Annotated in this window: 14 protein-coding genes, 1 tRNA gene and 1 pseudogene; all 16 read right to left on the bottom strand. The window is 35.8% G+C overall.

What is annotated here, in order from left to right:
- Positions 1–24: 24 nt before the first annotated feature.
- Positions 25–648, bottom strand: coding sequence for an HD domain-containing protein (locus IV84_RS01015; RefSeq protein WP_371861619.1), 624 nt, complete (start codon positions 646–648; stop codon positions 25–27).
- Positions 649–774: 126 nt separating this feature from the next.
- Positions 775–873: pseudogene (locus IV84_RS11400) on the bottom strand (3'-5' exonuclease); the annotation flags it as partial.
- Between the two features lie 501 nt (positions 874–1,374).
- Positions 1,375–4,041 carry an ATP-binding protein gene (locus tag IV84_RS01010; RefSeq protein WP_046871727.1) on the bottom strand — a complete coding sequence of 889 codons (2,667 nt, stop codon included), beginning with the start codon at positions 4,039–4,041 and terminating at the stop codon, positions 1,375–1,377.
- Positions 4,022–5,242, bottom strand: coding sequence for a metallophosphoesterase family protein (locus IV84_RS01005; protein WP_046871726.1), 1,221 nt, complete (start codon positions 5,240–5,242; stop codon positions 4,022–4,024). The genes IV84_RS01010 and IV84_RS01005 overlap by 20 nt, the downstream gene beginning before the upstream one ends.
- 100 nt (positions 5,243–5,342) lie before the next feature.
- Positions 5,343–5,687 carry a YlbF/YmcA family competence regulator gene (locus tag IV84_RS01000; protein ID WP_056985985.1) on the bottom strand — a complete coding sequence of 115 codons (345 nt, stop codon included), beginning with the start codon at positions 5,685–5,687 and terminating at the stop codon, positions 5,343–5,345.
- A gap of 80 nt (positions 5,688–5,767) precedes the next feature.
- Positions 5,768–7,915, bottom strand: a complete 2,148-nt coding sequence (locus IV84_RS00995) for a PBP1A family penicillin-binding protein (RefSeq protein ID WP_056985984.1) — start codon at positions 7,913–7,915, stop codon at positions 5,768–5,770.
- A 159-nt stretch (positions 7,916–8,074) separates the two neighbouring features.
- Positions 8,075–8,539: an arginine repressor gene (locus tag IV84_RS00990; protein WP_046871723.1), complete on the bottom strand. Its 465-nt coding sequence runs from the start codon at positions 8,537–8,539 to the stop codon at positions 8,075–8,077.
- 88 nt (positions 8,540–8,627) lie between these two features.
- A complete protein-coding gene (locus IV84_RS00985) occupies positions 8,628–9,302 on the bottom strand; it encodes a Crp/Fnr family transcriptional regulator (RefSeq protein ID WP_046871722.1) in 675 nt (224 codons plus the stop codon).
- Positions 9,303–9,415: 113 nt separating this feature from the next.
- Positions 9,416–10,537, bottom strand: a complete 1,122-nt coding sequence (locus tag IV84_RS00980; protein ID WP_056985983.1) for an aminotransferase — start codon at positions 10,535–10,537, stop codon at positions 9,416–9,418.
- Positions 10,538–10,888: 351 nt separating this feature from the next.
- Positions 10,889–11,551: an EAL domain-containing protein gene (locus tag IV84_RS00975; RefSeq protein WP_226997395.1), complete on the bottom strand. Its 663-nt coding sequence runs from the start codon at positions 11,549–11,551 to the stop codon at positions 10,889–10,891.
- Between the two features lie 283 nt (positions 11,552–11,834).
- Positions 11,835–13,523 (bottom strand): arginine--tRNA ligase, encoded by a 1,689-nt coding sequence (gene argS / locus IV84_RS00970; RefSeq protein ID WP_046871720.1) that lies wholly within the window; start codon positions 13,521–13,523, stop codon positions 11,835–11,837.
- A 267-nt stretch (positions 13,524–13,790) separates the two neighbouring features.
- Positions 13,791–13,861: transfer RNA gene (locus IV84_RS00965), tRNA-Gly, on the bottom strand.
- Between the two features lie 99 nt (positions 13,862–13,960).
- On the bottom strand, positions 13,961–14,668 hold the full coding sequence (locus IV84_RS00960; RefSeq protein WP_046871719.1) for an aspartate/glutamate racemase family protein: 708 nt from the start codon (positions 14,666–14,668) through the stop codon (positions 13,961–13,963).
- A 5-nt stretch (positions 14,669–14,673) separates the two neighbouring features.
- On the bottom strand, positions 14,674–15,930 hold the full coding sequence (locus IV84_RS00955; RefSeq protein ID WP_046871718.1) for a carboxylate--amine ligase: 1,257 nt from the start codon (positions 15,928–15,930) through the stop codon (positions 14,674–14,676).
- Entirely contained in the window at positions 15,930–17,474 is a 1,545-nt protein-coding gene (locus tag IV84_RS00950; protein ID WP_046871717.1) for a UDP-N-acetylmuramoyl-L-alanyl-D-glutamate--2,6-diaminopimelate ligase, read from the bottom strand. Before IV84_RS00950 ends, IV84_RS00955 begins: the two co-directional genes overlap by 1 nt.
- Positions 17,475–17,492: 18 nt before the next feature.
- Positions 17,493–19,373: an asparagine synthase (glutamine-hydrolyzing) gene (asnB, locus tag IV84_RS00945; RefSeq protein ID WP_046871716.1), complete on the bottom strand. Its 1,881-nt coding sequence runs from the start codon at positions 19,371–19,373 to the stop codon at positions 17,493–17,495.
- Positions 19,374–19,554 lie beyond the last annotated feature (181 nt).

Genomic DNA, 19,554 nt, shown 5'->3' with positions numbered 1-19,554 from the left:
AAATTGAATGGCACTTTTTTTATTCTATTCAGTTTTATGATCTAATCTTTTATAGAAATTTCGCCCATTCATAGCAAATAATCTTTCAGAAAAAGTACCACCCTTTGTATGGTCTAAAGCACCCGTTACCATTTGAATTGAAGCATCTAAATCATCTAACGCATGCAAAACAACAGCTTCAAGTAGTAATGGCTCAATTGGTGATCCATATTCTTTTAATCCATGATGAGAAACAATCATATGTCGTAATAATAAGATATCCTCACTACTATCACTAATTTTAAGCTCTTGACAAGCTTTTACAATTTCGCCATCCATAATTACGATGTGCCCCAATAAGTTACCTTCAACTGTATAGGTTGTAGAAACTGGCCCAGATAATTCAACTGTTTTCCCCAAGTCATGCAAGATAGACCCAGCGTAAAGCAATGATCTATCAATTTGCGGATACTGATTACTAACCTGCTTAGCCAACCGCAGAATCGAAATTGTGTGATAGGCTAAACCGCCTTGAAACGCATGATGATTAGTCTTCGCAGCAGGATACGTGTAAAATTGTTTATCATATTTTTGAAGTAAATAGCGTACCACTCTGTTCCAATTAGGATTAGTGATATCAAAAAGTAGTTTGCTAACTTCTTCTCTCATATCTGCTTCACTCATAGGTGCTTTTTTAGTATACAAATTAGGATTATTAGGCTCTGTTTCCGTCGCCAATCGGATTCCCAAAATCTTAATTTGGGGTGATCCCTTATAGTTCTCTCGTTTTCCATTTAGGAAAATCACTTTTCCAGCTTCAAAATTTTGAATATCTTTTGAACTTGCATCCCAGAACTTACCACTGATATCTCCAGAACGATCTTCAAAAACCATTGAAAGAAAATCTTTTCCATTCTTGGCAACACGAACCTCTGCACTCTTGATCAAAACAAAAATGTTTAAAGTTTCATCAACAACATAATCAAAAAGCTTTTTATTTTCCATATTAATGCTCCTTTTCAAGTTATATGTGTATTTTGCATTCGCAAAATCTCTTTTTCAAAACGGATGTCCATCCTCTCTAAACACTTAAGCGTTAAGTCGGACTGGCTCCTTTTCAAGTTATATGTGTATTTTGCATCCGCAAAATTCCTTTTTCAAAACGGATGTCCATCCTCTCTAAACGCTTAAGCGTTAAGTCGGACTGGCTCCTTTTCAAGTTATATGTGTATTTTGCATCCGCAAAATTCCTTTTTCAAAACGGATGTCCATCCTCTCTAAACGCTTAAGCGTTAAGTCGGACTGGCTCCTTTTCAAGTTATATGTGTATTTTGCATTCGCAAAATCTTCTTTTCAAAACGGATGTCCATCTTTTCTAAATGCTTACTGGCCTTCTCATTTAAGATAAATCACTTGGCTATTTGACGTTGGATTGGTCAATTGCGTCTCAGTTGAGAAATAAATAACCTGATGGTTTTGGCTGATTTTGCTCAGCAAATTCATGACATTTTGTTTTCTGGTTGCATCAAAATTAACGAAACCATCATCAATAATAATCGGAAGGTCGACTAAATCCGTCATAACTTCAACAAATGCTAAGCGAATTGCCACATAAAGCTGTTCAGCCGTTCCTTGTGATAACTCACCTACATCAAATGCCTGATTATTGGTATCAAATACAACAATTGTCCCATCATTAAAACTAATCTTATTGTACCGTTTATTCGTTAACAATGAAAAATATTGTTCAGCAAACTTTATAATCTTCGGTAATCGACCCTGACTAGCAACCGACAGGGTTTCATCAATCCATTGAGCTGCCAGTTTGGTCGTCAACCATTCACGCGTTTGTGCTAAAATTTCAGCCTCTAAATTGGCCAACTCCTGCTGTAAATTAGAATAAGTATCATCATCTGCCAGTTGCTGTAATTTTGTATTCAAAACAGTTTTCTGTTCGATCAAAGTCTCTTGTTCCTTACGAAGCTTTTCTAAACTCTGTGTTTGAGCTGTCAGCTCATCTTGAATCTGCTCTTTATTCTCAAATTGCGACAGTTCTTTCAAAGTTGAGGAATTTAATTGTTGTTTTAATTTAGAAATCTTTTCTTGATTACTTTCTTGCTCATATTGTTTTTCTCTAGCAATTTGAAAGCTTTCCCAATTGTTTAATCCTGCTTCTTTTAATTTTGAATCCACATTATGTTGGATTTCTTCTTTTTGAGCAGTCACCTTTTTAAAACGGTTCTGATAATAAGCTAAATCTTGACGGATCTTAAGAACATCTTGTTGTTCTTGATCCATTTTTTGAAAATAATTGTTTAAATTTTGAATTTTTTCTTGTGTATCTCCTGTTAACACGACCCAATCAGATAAAAGCTTACTCTTATCCAAAAACTCACTAATTTGTTTTTGTGCTTTAACAATTTGTTCCTTACCTGTTTTTTGTTTTTGAGTTAACAATTCAAACCGTTTCAAATAATTTTGCAAGGCTGGCCACGTTTGCGGGTCTGAATTAGAAATCCCTTTTTGCTTACCGATCGCAGTCAACTTTTTAGCAATCGTTTGCTGTTGTTTTGAAATATCTTCCAATTGCGTATTTAGATCACTCAATTTAGCATGTAAATCCATATTCGCTGATGAATGAGTTTTAGTTTGATTGTCCGTACCTGGTCGCATAAAGTAACGAATCCCAATACAAACCAATCCTAGTAATGCTAACCCAATTTTGAGCCCAATTCCCATACTAAATAACCAAGGAATTATTATTAAAATAACTCCAACACCCGTGAGTACATTTTGCAACCCTCGTTTTTGCGTCGGTTGAGTTGTTGGGCGTCTCGAATTACTTTCTTCCAACAGTCGATTTTGAATGTGCACAATTTGATCTTGCACCGCTTGTTTTTGATTCTCAAGCTTTGATTTCTGATCCAGATTTGTTTGAACCTGATTCATTTCATCATCTGTAAATGAATTTGGTATCGTTTCACCTACAATTAATTGAGAACTAATTTTTATTTTTTCCTGTTCAATTTCATTAACTTGCTGCTTCAAGTCTTCAACCTGATTGAGTAAACTTTGGCTGTCTCCTAACTCGTCCCGTAAGGTTGTCACTTCTTCTTGGTGTTGATCAAAAAAGACGACCCGTGGATTAGATTTTAGGCTCTCCATCAATTCAGAGATTTTTGTTTTCACATCTGTAGCGGTTTGTTTAATTTCATTCAACTGTTGATTCAATTTTTCCAAGTCTTGAATCTTATCTGTCGAGATAGTCGAATTACCCTGATTATCTCTTTTAATCAAATTTTGTAGTTGTTGATAAATTGACCAACCACTTAAATTTCGTTTTAGTTGCTCTAGTTTGTCCTGACTATCTTTAATCTGAGCACTTAATTTAGTAAGCTTTTTCTGTGCTTCATTCTCAGCTTCTGTTTTCTGACGATATTCCCCAATTTCCTGTGAGGCTTCTTGCACATTTTGCTCCAATTTTTGATGCTTTTTAAGTAATTTGTTCAAAGGCCGTACGCGTCCCTTGGGTGCATATATCTTATCTGCACTTTTTTCGAAACTACTTTGTAAACTAATCCATTGGTCACTACCAACAGCACCAATTTTTAGAACTCGTTTTCGAAATTCATCCCGTTCCAGCTGACGGATTTCTGTTAGTTCAGTTTGACTAAAACTAAACATTTCATTGAATAATGTTTCATCGACAGAGCCCAGTAAAGTTGCCAAAACATCATTAGAAAGGACCTCTTGTGTTGCAACATCCGTAACAGTTAATTTACCACCACTCTTCCCTTTCACTCGCGTAAGCAAATAACGTGTTCCTTGATGCTCAACTAAAAGTTCTCCTCCATATTTAGACCCATCTTTAGGCTCGTAACGTAAATATCGGTCTGCGCCACGCTTTGTTCGAAATCCAAATAAGATACTTAAAATAAATTGTCGTAATGTGGATTTCCCAGCTTCATTAGGCCCAGAAAAGTAAGTAAGATTTTGAGAAAGGTCAAACTTCTGGTCTTGCCATTTTCCAAATCCATAGATATTAATCTTCAGTATTTTCATCATTTTGCTCCTCAGGCCCACCATTTTTAAGCAACAGAGTTTCAACCGAATCTTGAAGCTGATCATCTTGCTGCAAGGCTTCTGCAATAAAAGGTTGGTTCAGTAAGCTTCCTGCGAGTTGGTTGACATTGTCTTCAGTAAATACCCTTTTTTGGCTAGTTTTCCAAAATTCCTTGTCAATTGCATTCAGTTGAAAAGCCTCTTGATTTGGGATTGGTGTAATCTCATAGACCCAGGTTTTACTTTTACCTAGTAGTTTTTGCTGAATCACTTCCAATAAACTATCGTCTTCAATTCGCGTTAATACTGAATTTGCTAGTACTTGAATATTTTCAATTTTGATATTGATAAATTTAGGTTTGTTGCTAGATAATTCTTCAATTTGGTGAAAAATAGTTGCACCTAAATGATCAAAGCTTTCTCCCTCTTTAGCTTTAGTTATCATCGTTTGCCAATCCACAACGGAAGCTTCCACAAACTTAGGTTTTAATTCATGGCCTTCGCTCGAGACTAAATAGAATCCTTTCGTTCCTGCTTCATTTTTGTGCCGACCTTGTAAATTCCCTGGGTAAATTATAGCCGGATTTTCATTTAAGACTTGCCGTTTGTGGATATGCCCTAATGCCCAATAATCATAGTGGAATTTTAGCAATTCGTTTTTAGAAAATGGCGCATAATTTGCTTCAGGTGCATTCAAACTATCCATGCTCCCATGTACAGTTCCAATTTCAAAGTCGGTTTGAGTTCGTGCAGGAAATTTGGCTACCATATCTTCTTTAACAGCTTGCTTATCATAACTAAATCCCACAATTGTCACGGTCGTCCCGTCATGTAAAGTCAGTTTTTTTGCCTCTGGCTGAGCCGGAAATACATAAACATTATCTGGATAATGAATAATTTCAGTGTTTTCATTTAAGTAATCATGATTCCCGTAACTTAAGTAAACTGGGATTTGTTTTTTATTTAGTCGTTCAAATTGTTCATTCAAAAAAAGATCAGCCTGTATACTATGTTGCACACGATCATAAACATCTCCAACAATCAAAACAAAATCCACGTTTTCTTCAATCGCAGTGCTAACCATATTTTTAAATGCATCATAAGTAGATTTGTGAATTTCTTGCCAAATTTGATCTGGGGCTTTCCGTAATCCTTGAAAAGGACTATCCAAATGAATATCCGCTGCATGAATAAATTTCATAAAAATCTTCCTCGATTCATAAAAAAAGGGTAGAACAAATCATTCATTTGCACTAACCCTGTCTGTATTAAAAATACGCATTTCTTTAATTTTATAATCTTTAATCGTGATATAAATTCTGAACTGGCTTGGTTATAATCTGATTAATATCATTTAGAAGCTGATTCAATGCCCGTTCTTTATCCATCAGGCTCTTAATGACATCAACGTCGCCAACTTGGGAAGCAATCTCACGTGCATGAGACATCTCATCATCGCTCATTTCTTCACCATTCATTTGTTTCTGCTGTAAATTTACTTGAACTTCTTGAAAATCTTTAAAAAGATCATATGCCTTTTGATCCTTTTTCATTTCCGTATATGCTGCAACTAAGTTTTTATATTCAGTTGTTTCACGAAGTTCTTCTTCCATTTTGTTCGCGGTATCATAAATATTAACAGCCATTGTCTTCCTCCTAGATGTTTCACTTTTATACTGACATTGTATCATACCAAACCACTTTTGATACCCGCATTTGCCGAAGTTTATTGTCCAATAAAGTTTTTAGCCTTATCTAACCACTCATTTGCCTTTTGCTTCATAGAATCAGTTCCTTGAGAGAAATTCTTTTCGGCACTAGATGTGCCATTTTTAATTGAATCCCATAAATTAGATGATCCAGAGTTTTCACCCGATGCTAAACTCGAAGCGTTGCTTGTGCCAAATTCCGTACCAGGTGTATTGGGCAAAATGCTTTCCATCTCGGATTTAAAGAGCGTCCCTAAACCAACGCCACTCAAATTTTCCAAGTGATTAGTTTTAGTTGTGTCATCAAAACCTTCCCAAGTTGCGACGACCATATCCGGTGTATAACCAACCATCCATTCATCGCCAGTCGCATCACTACTTGAAGCCCCATCAACCTCGGTACTTCCAGTTTTCCCGGCAATTGTGTAATTGGCTGGTTTAGCACTTGCTCCAGTTCCGTAAGAATCACTATATACGCCAATCATCATGCTAGTCATTTCTTTTGCCACTTTTTTAGAAATAACCCTTTTTTTCTGCGGTGTATTATTAACAACTGTTTTACCAGAGGAATCAACAATTTTCCGAATAAACCCAGTTTGCGCTAATTCCCCATTATTGGCAAAGGCCGTGTATGCACTAGCTAATTGATAAGGAGAAATACCGGTGGTTAAGCCTCCTAATGCAAGTGCTAAATTTTTATCACTTTTATTCAAGTTTAAACCAAAGTTTTCAGCCGAATCATAGCCCTTAGAAACCCCAATTTTATTTAGTAACCAAACTGCTGGCGCATTACGACTTTCGGCTAATGCTTTATACATAGGGATTGTTCCGTCATATTGATCATTATAATTTGCAGGCCGATATTTATTTGTGCCATAAGATTTCAACTTATCTTGTAACGTTGAATCATATGAATAGCCACTGCTGAGAGCCGGTGCATAGGCAACAATTGGTTTTAGAGTTGATCCAGGTTGTCGCTTAATTTGAGTAGCACGATTAAATCCCCGGAAAACATGTTTTCCTCGACCACCAACAACTGCGGAAACCCCACCAGTTTTGGGATTAATTGCAATTGAAGCTGCCTGGACCTTACTTCCATCAGATGCATTAGACGGAAAATAACTAGGATCTTTAAACTGCTCTTGCATATTCGTTTGATCTGATTGATTGAGATACGTATAAATCTTATAGCCACGATTCATAATGTCAGACTCTGTCAATCCATAACGACTAATTGCTTCACTAATAACGGCATCAAAATAATATGGATATTTATAATCACTTGTATCCGTATACGCGTTAGATGCTACAAGTGCAGTATTTTGATAAGCTTTTGCCTGAGAATCTGATAACTTATTATTATCAGCCATTAATCCTAAAACAACATTTCGCCGTTGCTTAGAAGCCGCTGGATGATCATCTGGATTGTAAGCACTAGGCGATGTTAGCATTCCTGCCAAAACAGCTCCCTGTGGTACTGTTAACTCACTTGCAGAAACGCCAAAGTAACGTTCTGCAGCATCTTGAACACCCCAAATACCATTTCCAAAATACGCATTATTCAAATACATTTCTAGAATCTCGGACTTTGTATAAACATTTTCCACCTCAATGGAAAGGAATAGTTCACGTGCCTTTCGTGTGAAGGTCTGTTGTTGAGATAAGAATGCATTCTTTACCAATTGCTGCGTTAATGTACTTCCTCCACCACTAATATAATTTTTTCGCATTACTTTATTCATTGCATAAAGTAATGCCGCTCTGCCGATTCCTTTCACAGAGAACCCATATTCTTTATAGAAATTACGGTCCTCAGTAGAAATTACCGCATTTTGAACATTAATCGAAATTTTGTTTAGTCCAACCCACGTCCCTTTTTGAGAATACAAAGAACCTGCCTTATTATTTTTAGCATCATAAACGACGGTCGTCTTCTCTAATGCATTTTTAAGATTACCTACATTTGCAGTCTTAGCTTCGTAGGTAAGGTAGCCACTCATAATCAGAAAAAAGGTTAAAAATATAACAATTAACCAGCGAGTAACTTGGAATCTTTTCCAATACCGTTTTATAAAAGCATGCGATCGATGCCAATACGGAGCCAAAAAATGACCGATCCTTTTTAATCCCGATTTTAGTGAAGAGAAAAACTTATTTGTTTGCATAAAAAATCTCCATATTAATTAAGTAATAGGTGTATTGTATCATATTTATCTTAATCCCTTTAAATGCACTATGAGACTTAAAGTACCCTTAAAAATTGGATCTCAAATACATTAAAATAGAGCAAAAACCGAGGAAAATCAGTCTTTGCTCTATTCGTTTTATTTTTCTGCATCAGGTAAGTACTTTGATAAGCGCTGATTTAATTGTAACGCTAGTTCTTCATTGGGGCTAAAAACCACAATCGTATCAAACCCTGCTAAAGTACCAACGATTTCTGGCATTTTTGTATCATCAAAAACAGCAGCTAAGCGATTTCCATCATTTGAAGCAGTTTTAATGATGTTTACAAATTGAATTTGATCAATTTGCAATGCTGTTTGTTTAAACGTATGAAAAAGTAAGCTAGTTGGATCTTCAGTAGACGAATGAAAAATCATGTAGCGTTGGACGCCTTGATCATCCGCAGACTTAACAATGTGCATTTCTCGCATGTCACGAGAAATTGTGGCCTGAGTGGCAATCACACCACGTTGCTTTAACAAGCCCATTAAATCATCTTGTTTAGCTACTAATTGATTAGAAATAAGATCTGTAATAATCTTTTGCCGTTCACTTTTTTTCATAATCGCACTTCACTTCCGTATTAACTAGCTTAAGTATAGCAAACATCAAAACTGCAAAACAAGTTGTTCTTCCTTTGGTAGGAAATTTTTAAACGAAAAAATACTTATCTTTATAAAGAATTTTACCATCATCAACTAACCCCTTAACAGCAGCACTTGTTGTTTTTCGATTAAGACCACAAAACTTAGCAAGATCACTAATTGTAATGGGAAATGGGATTTGACATTCGTCATCTATTCTTGAATTATCTAAAAACCATTCATTAATTAAACCTAGGTTTTGTTCAACCTGATCCTTTGCAGTCGAACTAGTTCTTATTTGAAGAAATGTTTCGTTTTCTTTCACGGCTTCATCAAACTGTTTCAATATTCTAGATTGAAACTTGTTATTTGAACACAATAATTTATTGAACAATTTTCTAGGAATATACACGACTTCGGCGTCAGTTAAAGCCGTCGCCGTATAATAGTAAGAAGTGTCAGTCTGCGTCCCTCTCAAAGGAAATACCATGTCGGGACAAATAAACGTCATAAAAGATGAGTCATGATAAATATCAACAGACTCCGCCTTTAGAAATCCTTCTTTCAAAAAGAAAGTATAATAGCGTTTCTCATATTGTTCAAATAAATGCTGACCTTTTCGTACCTTTTTACCTTGCATACTATTAAACACTTCGGCGAGCTCTAATTTACTAAGTACCTTACACTCATGAGTATGGGCGATATGTCGTTCGTAATTGCCTTTATTCCTGGGATCAATCATCATAAACCTCTTTCATATCAATTATAATGGTTACCATTATCCCAGAATTGGTTATGAAAGCAAGTAGTAGTTTTACCTAATAACTCTGTAGTTTTGATACTTAAGTCTGTAATTTATTGACACTGTTTCAAAAACTCATTCAATCTTTGTAATCCATTTTTTAACGTCTCTGTATCTGTGCAGTATCCCACTCTAGCATGGCCGGGCATATCGAACCGATTTCCTGGAACCAGCAAAACGCCAGTATCATCTAATAATTTTTGACAAAAGGTTTCGTCATCCATTTTAATATTAAGTTTAATACAAGCCGTTGAAACCTGCTCAGGCATAATAATGTCAACTTTTTCTTGAGAATCCACCCACTTTCGCAAAATTTCATGATTTCGCTTAACTAATTTTTTATTTCTTGCCAAAATTGCTTGCTGATTTCGTAAAGTAATGCAAGCTAATGTGTCATTAACTACTCCACCAGAAATCATTGTGTAATCTCGATATTTTCTGAATACATCTGCTAATTTTGCTGATTGGGTTGCAATCCAGCCAATTCTTAATCCAGGAACTGAGTATGTCTTAGAAAGGCTATTTACAGAAATTCCTTGTTCATAAAGATCTGCAATTGACGGAAACTGATCAACTTTATCTACTGGCTGATAAACTTCGTCTGCCAATATGTATGCACCTACTTCTCTTGCCAACGCCACAACTTGTTTTAATAATGGCTTTTTGAGGAGGCTGCCTGTTGGATTTTGTGCATTATTTAAACAAATCATTTTTGTCTTTGGTGAAATAAGCTGTTTTAATTGTTCAATATCTGGTTGCCAATTTAGATCCTCACGAAGGCCCCAATTATCAACCTTCACCCCTAATGATTTAGGAATGTCATATAGTTGCTGATAACTTGGATACAAGGAAATGATCTGATCTCCTGGATTTAACAGACTGAATAGCGCCAAAAAATTGCCACCAGTTGCCCCATTCGTTTGTAAAACATTCTTGCTATCGACTCGTAAATATAACTCGGAAACTAATTGTTTAAACTCAGGTGATCCTTCAATCCACCCATAATTTAGTTTCGTATTTAAATATTTCGTGATTTGTTCGGTTGGATTTTGGCTGTCAAACTTTAGTAATTCCCCCAATGTCAGTGAACTAATCGTGCTTTGTGAGATATCAAATTGAGCCGATTTTTCATTTTCATTCAACCATTCTTCAACCCCAAAACCTTTGATTTCCATATTTGTCTCCTCCCAAATTTCATTCGGCTCAATCGTTTCTCAACAAAACTATTATATCAGCCCTGAAATTTCCATGTTGCCCAGATTACCCATTCAAAAGGGGTAATCTGGCACACTTAAGTTATTCTGTTTATTTTTGTATGCTTTTCTTCCTAATGTCAGGATTTACCACCATATTTTTTGATAAATCATTATTTTGGAAATTAAATTTTTTCTTTCGCATCATTTAATTTCTTTTACCAGTATATCATTCACAATCTAGGCGTATGATCCCAATTTGAAATTATGATTAAACTCTGAAAAAAAACTCGTTCATAAATGAACGAGTCTAATCGATATATACTATAGTTTTTAGTAAAACTTCTGTGGACGATCATATAAATATCCTTGTCCATAATCAACAGCCAATTGACGCGCAATAACCAAATCCTCTTCGGTCTCGATTCCCCCAAGCACAAACTTTTTTCCTAAGAAATTCGCTAATTCTTGCCAAAAATAAAGTTTGTTATAAGCGGTTTTAATCTCTGTTTGAAAGTTCTGTAAAGCAAACTTTAATTCCGTTACAAAAGGTAATAATGGCCTCAAAAGCTCAAATTGATTAACCCCTGAACCGACATCATCAAGACTAAGGGCAACACCTTTACTTGTGAGATACATTGCGGATCTTAACAGTTCAACATCCATAATCATTTTTGTGTTATCACGTTCTGTTAACTCTACTGTTAAGCCATAATCCGGCAATTTTTCATGAACATTAATTATTGCATCTAACATTTTACGATCTACAAATTGATCATGATCTAAATTAATCATAATTCGAGATTTGGATGGTAAGTGTTCCATGGCTTCTGCCACAAGCCCTGAAAAAAGTTCTGGTGTTAGGATGCTGAAATCAGCTGGAACCCGCCATTCATCATCTACAAACTCACGTAAGAGCAATTCATACCCGTCCACCATGCCGTACTGAAGATCATAACAAGCTTGACGCAACATTCGATATTTTTTGATTTCCAATTCTTCATATCTCCTATTAATCTTTAAGTCTTAATCCAAGCAAATTCAAAAATAAACTAACAACTCTAATTTAATCACACTCAATATCCCAATAAATAATAATACTTAATTTTCACACACATATCACTACTCGGCAAATAAAAGTCAACACAGTGTTCATTATAGCGCAATACTAAAATTTATTGAACAAATTAATGCTTACTTTTTCAATGTGTTCTGTGAACAGATAATCAATGAACTGTCAAAAAGCAAGCAAAATTCAATGAATTTTGCTTGCTTTTTCTTACATTTCTTCTGGTGACTGAACGCCTAATAAGTTTAAAGAACTCTTTAAAACAATACTTACACTCTTAACAAGTGCCAACCGTGCATTCAATTGATCATCTTTTACCAATACTTTTGAATTTGCATAGTATTGATTAAATGATTTTGCTAAATGCAGTGAATATTTTGCAATAATTGATGGTTCATACTCTTTAACTGCACGTAGAATCGTATCAGGGAAGTTTTGCAATTGTTTTAATGTATCCCAAGCATTCGGATCAGCCAGTTTTAAACCATCCACAGTTACCTGATGGTCTGTCTTGCGTAAAATACTTTCCGCTCGTGCTCGGGTGTATTGAACATACGGACCTGTTTCTCCTTCAAAACGAACTACTTCGTTTAAATCAAAATCAAACGAGTTCATTCGTTCATTCTTAAGATCATGGAAAATGACCGCACCCACGCCGACTTCATGCGCCACTTCATCTGCATTGGCTAAATCTGGATTTTTTGCTTGAATTTGCTGTTTTGCTAAATCAATTGCATCATCTAGCACTTTATCCAAAAGAACTACCCGACCAGAGCGGGTTGATAACTTTTTTCCATTTAAAGTAATTAAACCAAATGGAATATGATGAATATCATCTGACCAATCAAAACCCATCTCTTTCAAAACGGCTTTTAATTGTTTAAAATGATTAATTTGTTCGGCCCCAACTACATATAAAGACTGAGAAAAATCATAAGTCCGTTTTCGATAAATGGCCGCTGCTAAATCACGCGTAATGTATAGCGTTGCACCATCAGTCTTTTTAATCAGTGCCGGATTTAAGTTGTACTTATCCAAATCAACAATTTCAGCACCTTGACTCTCTTTTAGAAGATGTTTATCTTCTAAAATCTGGACAACCTCATCCATTTTGTCATTGTAGAAAGCTTCGCCCTTGTATGAATCAAAAGTAATTCCTAACTTATCATAAATATGTTTAAAGGAATCAAGAGAAACGGAGCGGAACCATTGCCAAAGCTTAGTGGCCTCTTCATCGCCATCTTCCAGTTTTTTAAACCATTTACGCGCCTCGTCATCAAGTTCAGGATGCTCTTTGTCTTCTTTATGAAAACGCACATAATACTCCAACAACTTATTAATTGGATCAGCCTTAACTGCTTCTTCACTGCCCCAAAGTTTATAAGCTTCAATCAATTTACCAAATTGAGTGCCCCAATCTCCTAAATGATTGATTTTTACTGGCTGATATCCGGTTTTGGCCAGTAAGTTAGCTAGTGCATTGCCAATCACAGTTGAACGTAAATGACCCATTGAAATTGGTTTAGCAATGTTTGGTGATGACATGTCAATTGGCACTTTACCATTATTACCAACAGTAGCATCCCCAAAATGATCTTTTTCAGTCAAAACCGTCTGCAAAGTTTCTAAGCTAAATTTACTCTTATCTAAAAAGAAGTTTACATAAGGACCAGCGGCTTCTACCTTTTCATAATTTTCCTGATTAATATTTTTAACTAAATCAGCAGCAATCATCTGTGGTGCTTTGTGTAACGTTTTAGCCAATATAAACGCGGGAAAGGCAAAGTCTCCCATTTTGCTTGTCTTAGGTACTTCAACTTTTTCATAAACAACTTGTTCTTCAAGCTGCCCATCAAGTGCTGAAACAATACTTTGTGCAACCTGTTTTTTATAATCCATTTTGTATCCTCCTATTTTATCTATAAACCATTCTAAATTTCACAAAAATGCTAATCCTCTTTAAAAAGTTCCGTATTAAAAAAGTCTCTTACAAATAAACATTGTAAGAGACGAGTTCACCCGCGGTACCACTCTAATTGATTTTAAAAATCCACTCAATTTCTTTAATTGTTATCATAAAAACACGTTCCTCGAAATTTCTTATTCGGCTCACACCATTCCGAACTCGCTTGGAAGAAACTGATCAAGTACTACTCTTTTATGGAAAGCGGGCAACGGGAATCGGACCCGCGACGCAAGCTTGGGAAGCTTGAATTTTACCACTAAACCATGCCCGCAAATACAAAAATAAGTATAGCATATCGGGTCATTTTTGTCATGGCTGTTTTATCTATCCACACCCAAACAGCCCATGCTTACCTACTTCGTTTTTAAATTTATTTTCGTAATTTGGTTGCTAATTCAATCGATTTATCTACTAAAATTGATTGCGAATCTGCAATTGGAAACGTTAATTCAGGTGCCATTTCTTGAGCATATGACAATTCTGTACATCCTAAAATAACAACTTCAGCATTTTGTTCTTTAACCATCTTTTTGACAATTGTATGAAACAGGTCACCATCTACTTTATTTTGATTTTTTATATCATCAAAAATTAACTGAGTAGTTAGCCGTTGAATCTCTTCTGTGGGCTTAATAACTTCCAAGTTTTGCCGCTTTAACTCTCGATCATAAATGCCATCTGTTGTGGTTCCCTTTGTTCCGATGACACCAATTCTTTTTGCAGTTGGATATTTTTCTTTTATATCGTTAACCGTTTCTCGAGGCATATGAACAATCGGAATTTCCGTAGCCGCCTGCAAATCCTCATAAAAATAATGAGCGGTATTACATGCAATTACAAAAAAGCTCGGCTTCAGCATACTTTGCTGCTTAATATCTTCTAACAAATCAGGCAACGGACTTGGTTGTGAATGATCCATTAAAAAAGTTGAACGATCAGGTACCGTCGCATGATTCACCAAAATGTAATTAAAATACTCCTGATCACAATGAGCAGGTGTTCGCTTATTCAACAAACGTAAATAACTCTCGGTTGCTGGTGTCCCCATTCCGCCAATAATCGTAAAGAAATCTTTCATTTAAATCATCCCTTATTTTCTTCAAAATAACGATCAAAGTTCTTAACATAATTATGGTTCATCCAAGTTAAAAGCGCCCATCGTCTCACATTCATATCTTTTGAGTAAAAAGCAGTCATCCCATAACGTTTTTGTTTTATCAACTGTAAGGCAACTTGCTTATCACGATTATCACGAGTGTACTTTTTAAATACTTTAATCGGAACCCCTAACCATAACTGATGCATTTTTTCATCTCGATTAGCGTAAACAGTTGGTTTATTGGCCAAATCTTCGGTCACATAATCATCAACAACCCATTTAGCTAAGTTATAACCATTTAAAGTTACAAAGAAACTGCTACGTCCTTGCCGTAAATTGATCTCAAACAACTTAAAGGTTTTATCTCGTGAATCATACTTCAAATCGAAATTAGCATATCCGGTAAACTGAATTTTTTCCAAAAAATCTTGAATTGTTTTATAGATTGTTGCGTTGTACTCAGGCAAAATGGCCACATAATTTCCAATTGCAGATGGTGCCGCATCCTCTAGTAATGGATGCCCCAAACACATCATTTTCACTTTATGGTTTTGGTCTACATATGCATTCAAAACGCGCATATTACTATCATCTCCAGGAACAAAATCCTGCAAAATAAGATCAGAGGTATACCCATTATCATAAATTTTACCAACAATTTCATCAAATTCTGCTCTTGATTGAATTCGGAAGGCCTTTTTACGACCTTCAAAATGGATATCTAACCATTCAACACTATTGGCTGGTTTCAAAGCAACTGGAAACTCAAAAGGCTCATCAATTGGTTCTGAACTTTCATATTCTGCCTTAGTAATAATCCTTGTTTTGGGATAAGGCAAATCAAACTCATCACAAATCTTATAAAAACGCTCCTTATTATTTAACTTACGTAAAAGATCGTAATCCACATAAGGACAAATGAAAGTTTTTGAAAGCTCTTCTTTGTGCTTAGAAATGAGTTCTGCATAGCCATCGCCCATTCCAAGCAGGATGATTTTTTCAGATCGGTTTTCATAACGTTTAGCAATTTTCTTCATAGCTTCAAAAAAATTAGGGTCTTCTGAAAATCCAGGAATTAATTCTAAATCCACAATTTTTGTAAATCGGGTTGGTGCTAATTCCATCTCTGCAAAAGCCTTAACCTTTTTTCCGGTCATTTCGTAAAAAGAGCGAGCCATTCCATATGCATTAAAATCACTTCCTAACAAAATAGGAATATAATCAGTTTTCGAAGTTTCCATTATGCCAATCCTTTCAAAACTTTTTTTGCAACCACTGAGTCTGTTGGCCAGGGCGTATCAACTCCCTTTACCTTTTGATACGGATCCTCACCTTTTGCAGCCAAAATCACGACGTCTTCCGGCTGACTAATTGTAATCGCACGCTTAATTGCATCGTAACGATCCACAATTTTTTCTACATGAACTTTCTGATGATCAATATAACTGTCAATTTCTGTAATAATATCAGCGGGATTTTCAAACCCAGGATCATCAGCTGTTAGTATTGCCACATCAGCATACGATGTCAGGGCCTTACCAAACCCTTTACGTCGCGAAATTCCCTTGTCACCTGGGCTGCCAACTACCACAATCATTCGGCCTTTGGGATACTGACTCCGTAAAAAACTAAGTAGCGCATTCATACTTGCATAGTTATGCGCATAATCTACGTAGATTACGCCGTGTTTTTGAGATTGAATCGATTCCATTCTGCCAGGTACTTTCACTTTTGATAACAGGTTGTGAGCCTCTTTATAAGTTACCCCCGCAACTCCAACTGTAATCAAAGCAGCTGTCGCATTACTCTGGTTGTAGCTACCAGGCATACTCAACATATAACGTCCATTAATTTGAAGGGCGTTTGCCTTTTCTGTATGTGAGCTAACTTCAATTTCATTGACTTGTAAATCATCACGATCGTTGTGAAAAGTAAAATCAACTGGTACTTCAACTTGAGTCTCATTACCCGCTTGTTTGTACAAATAAATTTTTTCTGGATCGGTTGTTGCCCGAGCAGCTTGATAAATCTCTTCCAAATGATCAGTCTCTGCGTTAATTACGCAAATATCCGAGTTTACCAATAATTGGAGTTTACAATGCAGATAATTTGCAAAATTAGGATGCTCATTTCGGCCAATATGATCCGGAGAGATATTCAAAAATACGCCAACATCATAATGAAGTCCATACACTCGATTACGCAAATAGGCCTGCGACGAAACTTCCATGACTAAGGTATGCATTCCACTATCAACCGCTTCACGCATATCATGAAACAAATTTAAAGATTCTGGAGTTGTTAAATCAGATTTAAACTGTTGCTCCGGCTTGGGTCCAACAATGCGATCAATTGTTGAAAATAGGGCCGTTTTGTCTCCAGTCGTCTCTTTAAGAATATTATGCGCATAATAAGCGGAAGTCGTTTTCCCCTTAGTTCCAGTAAATGCAATAATAAACAACTCATTTTGTGGATAATCATAATAAGCCGCACTAATTAATGCCATTGCTTTTGAAACATCGCTAACAATAATGCCACACATTTTTGCAACGCTATCATACTGTTGTTCCGCAATGTAAACAGTGGCCCCCTGGGTTTGAGCATATTCTAAATAGGCTGGCTTAAAATTCCCCTTACAAAAGAATAAGTCATTGGTGTCAGCACGTCGAGAATCATACGTGACCCCCGTTATCTTTTGATGATCGCCTTTCACATTATTTACTATCTGTTTCAGCAAATGATGTTCTTTTAAAATTGTAGTAATCTCGGCAATCTCAAGTGCCATTTTTTTCATCTCCAACTTTTAAACTTGTGTGCGATGAACCAACTTACTTGTTGTCGCAGTCGTATTTTCTGGGAAATAGACTTCGTACCAAAGGATAAACGTATAAATTGTAAAAATCTTTTGCATACTAGATTTTCCATTAATATGCTCATGCAAAATATGCATTAATGCTTTAGGTTTAAAGAATTTCTTAGCTACATCAGAATTAAAAGCTGTTTCAATTCGTTTTCGGTACTTATCTTCTTTAATCCAGCTTGCAATTGGTGATGGAAAGCCCATTTTTTCCTTCTTGGCAACTCGTTCTGGCAATTCGCTTTCAGCTGCGGTTCGAAGGGAAATCTTAGTTTCATCCTTGTGGATACGAGTACTTACAGGCATTGTGGCTGCAAACTTTGCAACTTCCTTATCAACCAAAGGTGTCCGTACCTCTAATGAATTACACATGCTCATTCGATCAGCCTTATGCAAGATATCAAATGGTAACCAAGTATTGATATCAAAGTATTGCATTTGTGTCATTTCGTCTTTGTCTTTTACTTCATCAAAAATATGCTGAGTGTACTTACCAGAATCCATATTTATACTTGGATCACGTAAGATCTCATCCCGTTCATGCTTGTCAAAGACATAATTAACTCGATAATAGCGTTCACTCAAGGGCTCTGCACCACGCACTAAGAATCGTTTACCATGAAAACGAGGTAAATTTTGTACCATTTTTGCTAAACCTGTTCGAATAAACTGAGGAACCCATTTTTGATACCGTTCGAATGGAAAAGCCTCTAGATAAGTATTATACCCACCAAAGAACTCATCAGCACCCTCACCAGATAAGGCAACCTTCACATGCTCTCTAGTCCCCTTTGAAAGATAGTAAAGCTGCATAGCAGAAGGATTTGAAAGTGGTTCATCCATGTAATACATAATTGTTGGTAAAATATCGAAATAGTCATCGCCATCCATTGTTAATGGTGTATTTTGTTGATGAATTTCTTTTGCAAATTCCGTTGAATAACTTAATTCGCTGTATTTAGAATCGTTAAATCCTAATGAAAAAGATTGAATGGGTTTTAACTTTGCAGCTTCTGCCAGCAAATAACTAGAATCAATCCCGCTTGAAAGAAAACTACCAACCTCCACATCAGCAATCATATGAGCTTTTACAGAATCTTTAACAATTCCACGAATCTTATTGGCATCTTCTTCAATTGTTTGTGAATTATCAATATGATCATAGTTAAACTTATAGTAAGTATGCGTTTCTGTTTTCCCATTTTTATGAATAAAATACGTGCCTGGTAAAACTTTATAGACGTTTTTAAACATCGTTTCTTTGGAAGGAATAAATTCAAAACTCAAATGAATTGGTAACAAACGCTCATTGAATTCTTTAATAAATTTAGGATGGTCCAAAAATGCTTTAATTTCGGATCCCCAAAGGAAAGAAATCCCATCATCATAATAATAGAGAGGTTTAATTCCGAAATGATCGCGGGCTCCAAATACTTCCTTTGTCTTCGTATCATAAATAACAAAAGCATACATACCGCGAAGCTTCTGTAATAACTCTGGTCCCCAAGCATCATAGCCATGAATTAGAACTTCTGAATCTACATCTGTTTGGAATTTGTAGCCAAGTGCTTTTAACTCTTTACGAATTTCTTTATAGTTATAGATTTCACCATTAAAGGTCAAAACTTTTGTCTTTGTTGAATTTAGCATTGGTTGCTTACCATGTGCCAAATCAATAATCGATAACCGTCTGAAACCTAAAGAAGCATCCTCATTTTGAAAATAAGCTTCATCATCTGGGCCACGATGTTTGATGCGATCAGCCATTGATTTGATCACGTCTGTATTGACGTCTGTTTGATTCAAGTACCCCACAAATCCACACATAATTTAATAGACCCCTTTAATTTAATTGAGTTTTAGAATAGTAATTTTAGCGCCTTTATACATAATTTTAATAAATCACCGTAACAAAAATATTTTACCAAATTTACAGCCATAATACTACCGCCGCCAAGAACTCTTAGTCATTGTATACCTGTTTCGATGCCAATTTGTTTTTCTTTGC

The organism is Pediococcus damnosus, from assembly GCF_001437255.1.
Lineage (GTDB): Bacteria > Bacillota > Bacilli > Lactobacillales > Lactobacillaceae > Pediococcus > Pediococcus damnosus.
This window is presented reverse-complemented; position numbering and strand designations above follow the sequence as displayed.

Bases quoted from the DNA above. Each gene is read 5' to 3' on its own strand.
- IV84_RS01015 (WP_371861619.1), bottom strand. From the start codon at position 648: ATGAGAGAAGAAGTTAGCAAACTACTTTTTGATATCACTAATCCTAAT.
- IV84_RS01010 (WP_046871727.1), bottom strand. From the start codon at position 4,041: ATGAAAATACTGAAGATTAATATCTATGGATTTGGAAAATGGCAAGAC.
- IV84_RS01005 (WP_046871726.1), bottom strand. From the start codon at position 5,242: ATGAAATTTATTCATGCAGCGGATATTCATTTGGATAGTCCTTTTCAA.
- IV84_RS01000 (WP_056985985.1), bottom strand. From the start codon at position 5,687: ATGGCTGTTAATATTTATGATACCGCGAACAAAATGGAAGAAGAACTT.
- IV84_RS00995 (WP_056985984.1), bottom strand. From the start codon at position 7,915: ATGCAAACAAATAAGTTTTTCTCTTCACTAAAATCGGGATTAAAAAGG.
- IV84_RS00990 (WP_046871723.1), bottom strand. From the start codon at position 8,539: ATGAAAAAAAGTGAACGGCAAAAGATTATTACAGATCTTATTTCTAAT.
- IV84_RS00985 (WP_046871722.1), bottom strand. From the start codon at position 9,302: ATGATTGATCCCAGGAATAAAGGCAATTACGAACGACATATCGCCCAT.
- IV84_RS00980 (WP_056985983.1), bottom strand. From the start codon at position 10,537: ATGGAAATCAAAGGTTTTGGGGTTGAAGAATGGTTGAATGAAAATGAA.
- argS (WP_046871720.1), bottom strand. From the start codon at position 13,523: ATGGATTATAAAAAACAGGTTGCACAAAGTATTGTTTCAGCACTTGAT.
- IV84_RS00960 (WP_046871719.1), bottom strand. From the start codon at position 14,668: ATGAAAGATTTCTTTACGATTATTGGCGGAATGGGGACACCAGCAACC.
- IV84_RS00955 (WP_046871718.1), bottom strand. From the start codon at position 15,930: ATGGAAACTTCGAAAACTGATTATATTCCTATTTTGTTAGGAAGTGAT.
- IV84_RS00950 (WP_046871717.1), bottom strand. From the start codon at position 17,474: ATGGCACTTGAGATTGCCGAGATTACTACAATTTTAAAAGAACATCAT.
- asnB (WP_046871716.1), bottom strand. From the start codon at position 19,373: ATGTGTGGATTTGTGGGGTACTTGAATCAAACAGACGTCAATACAGAC.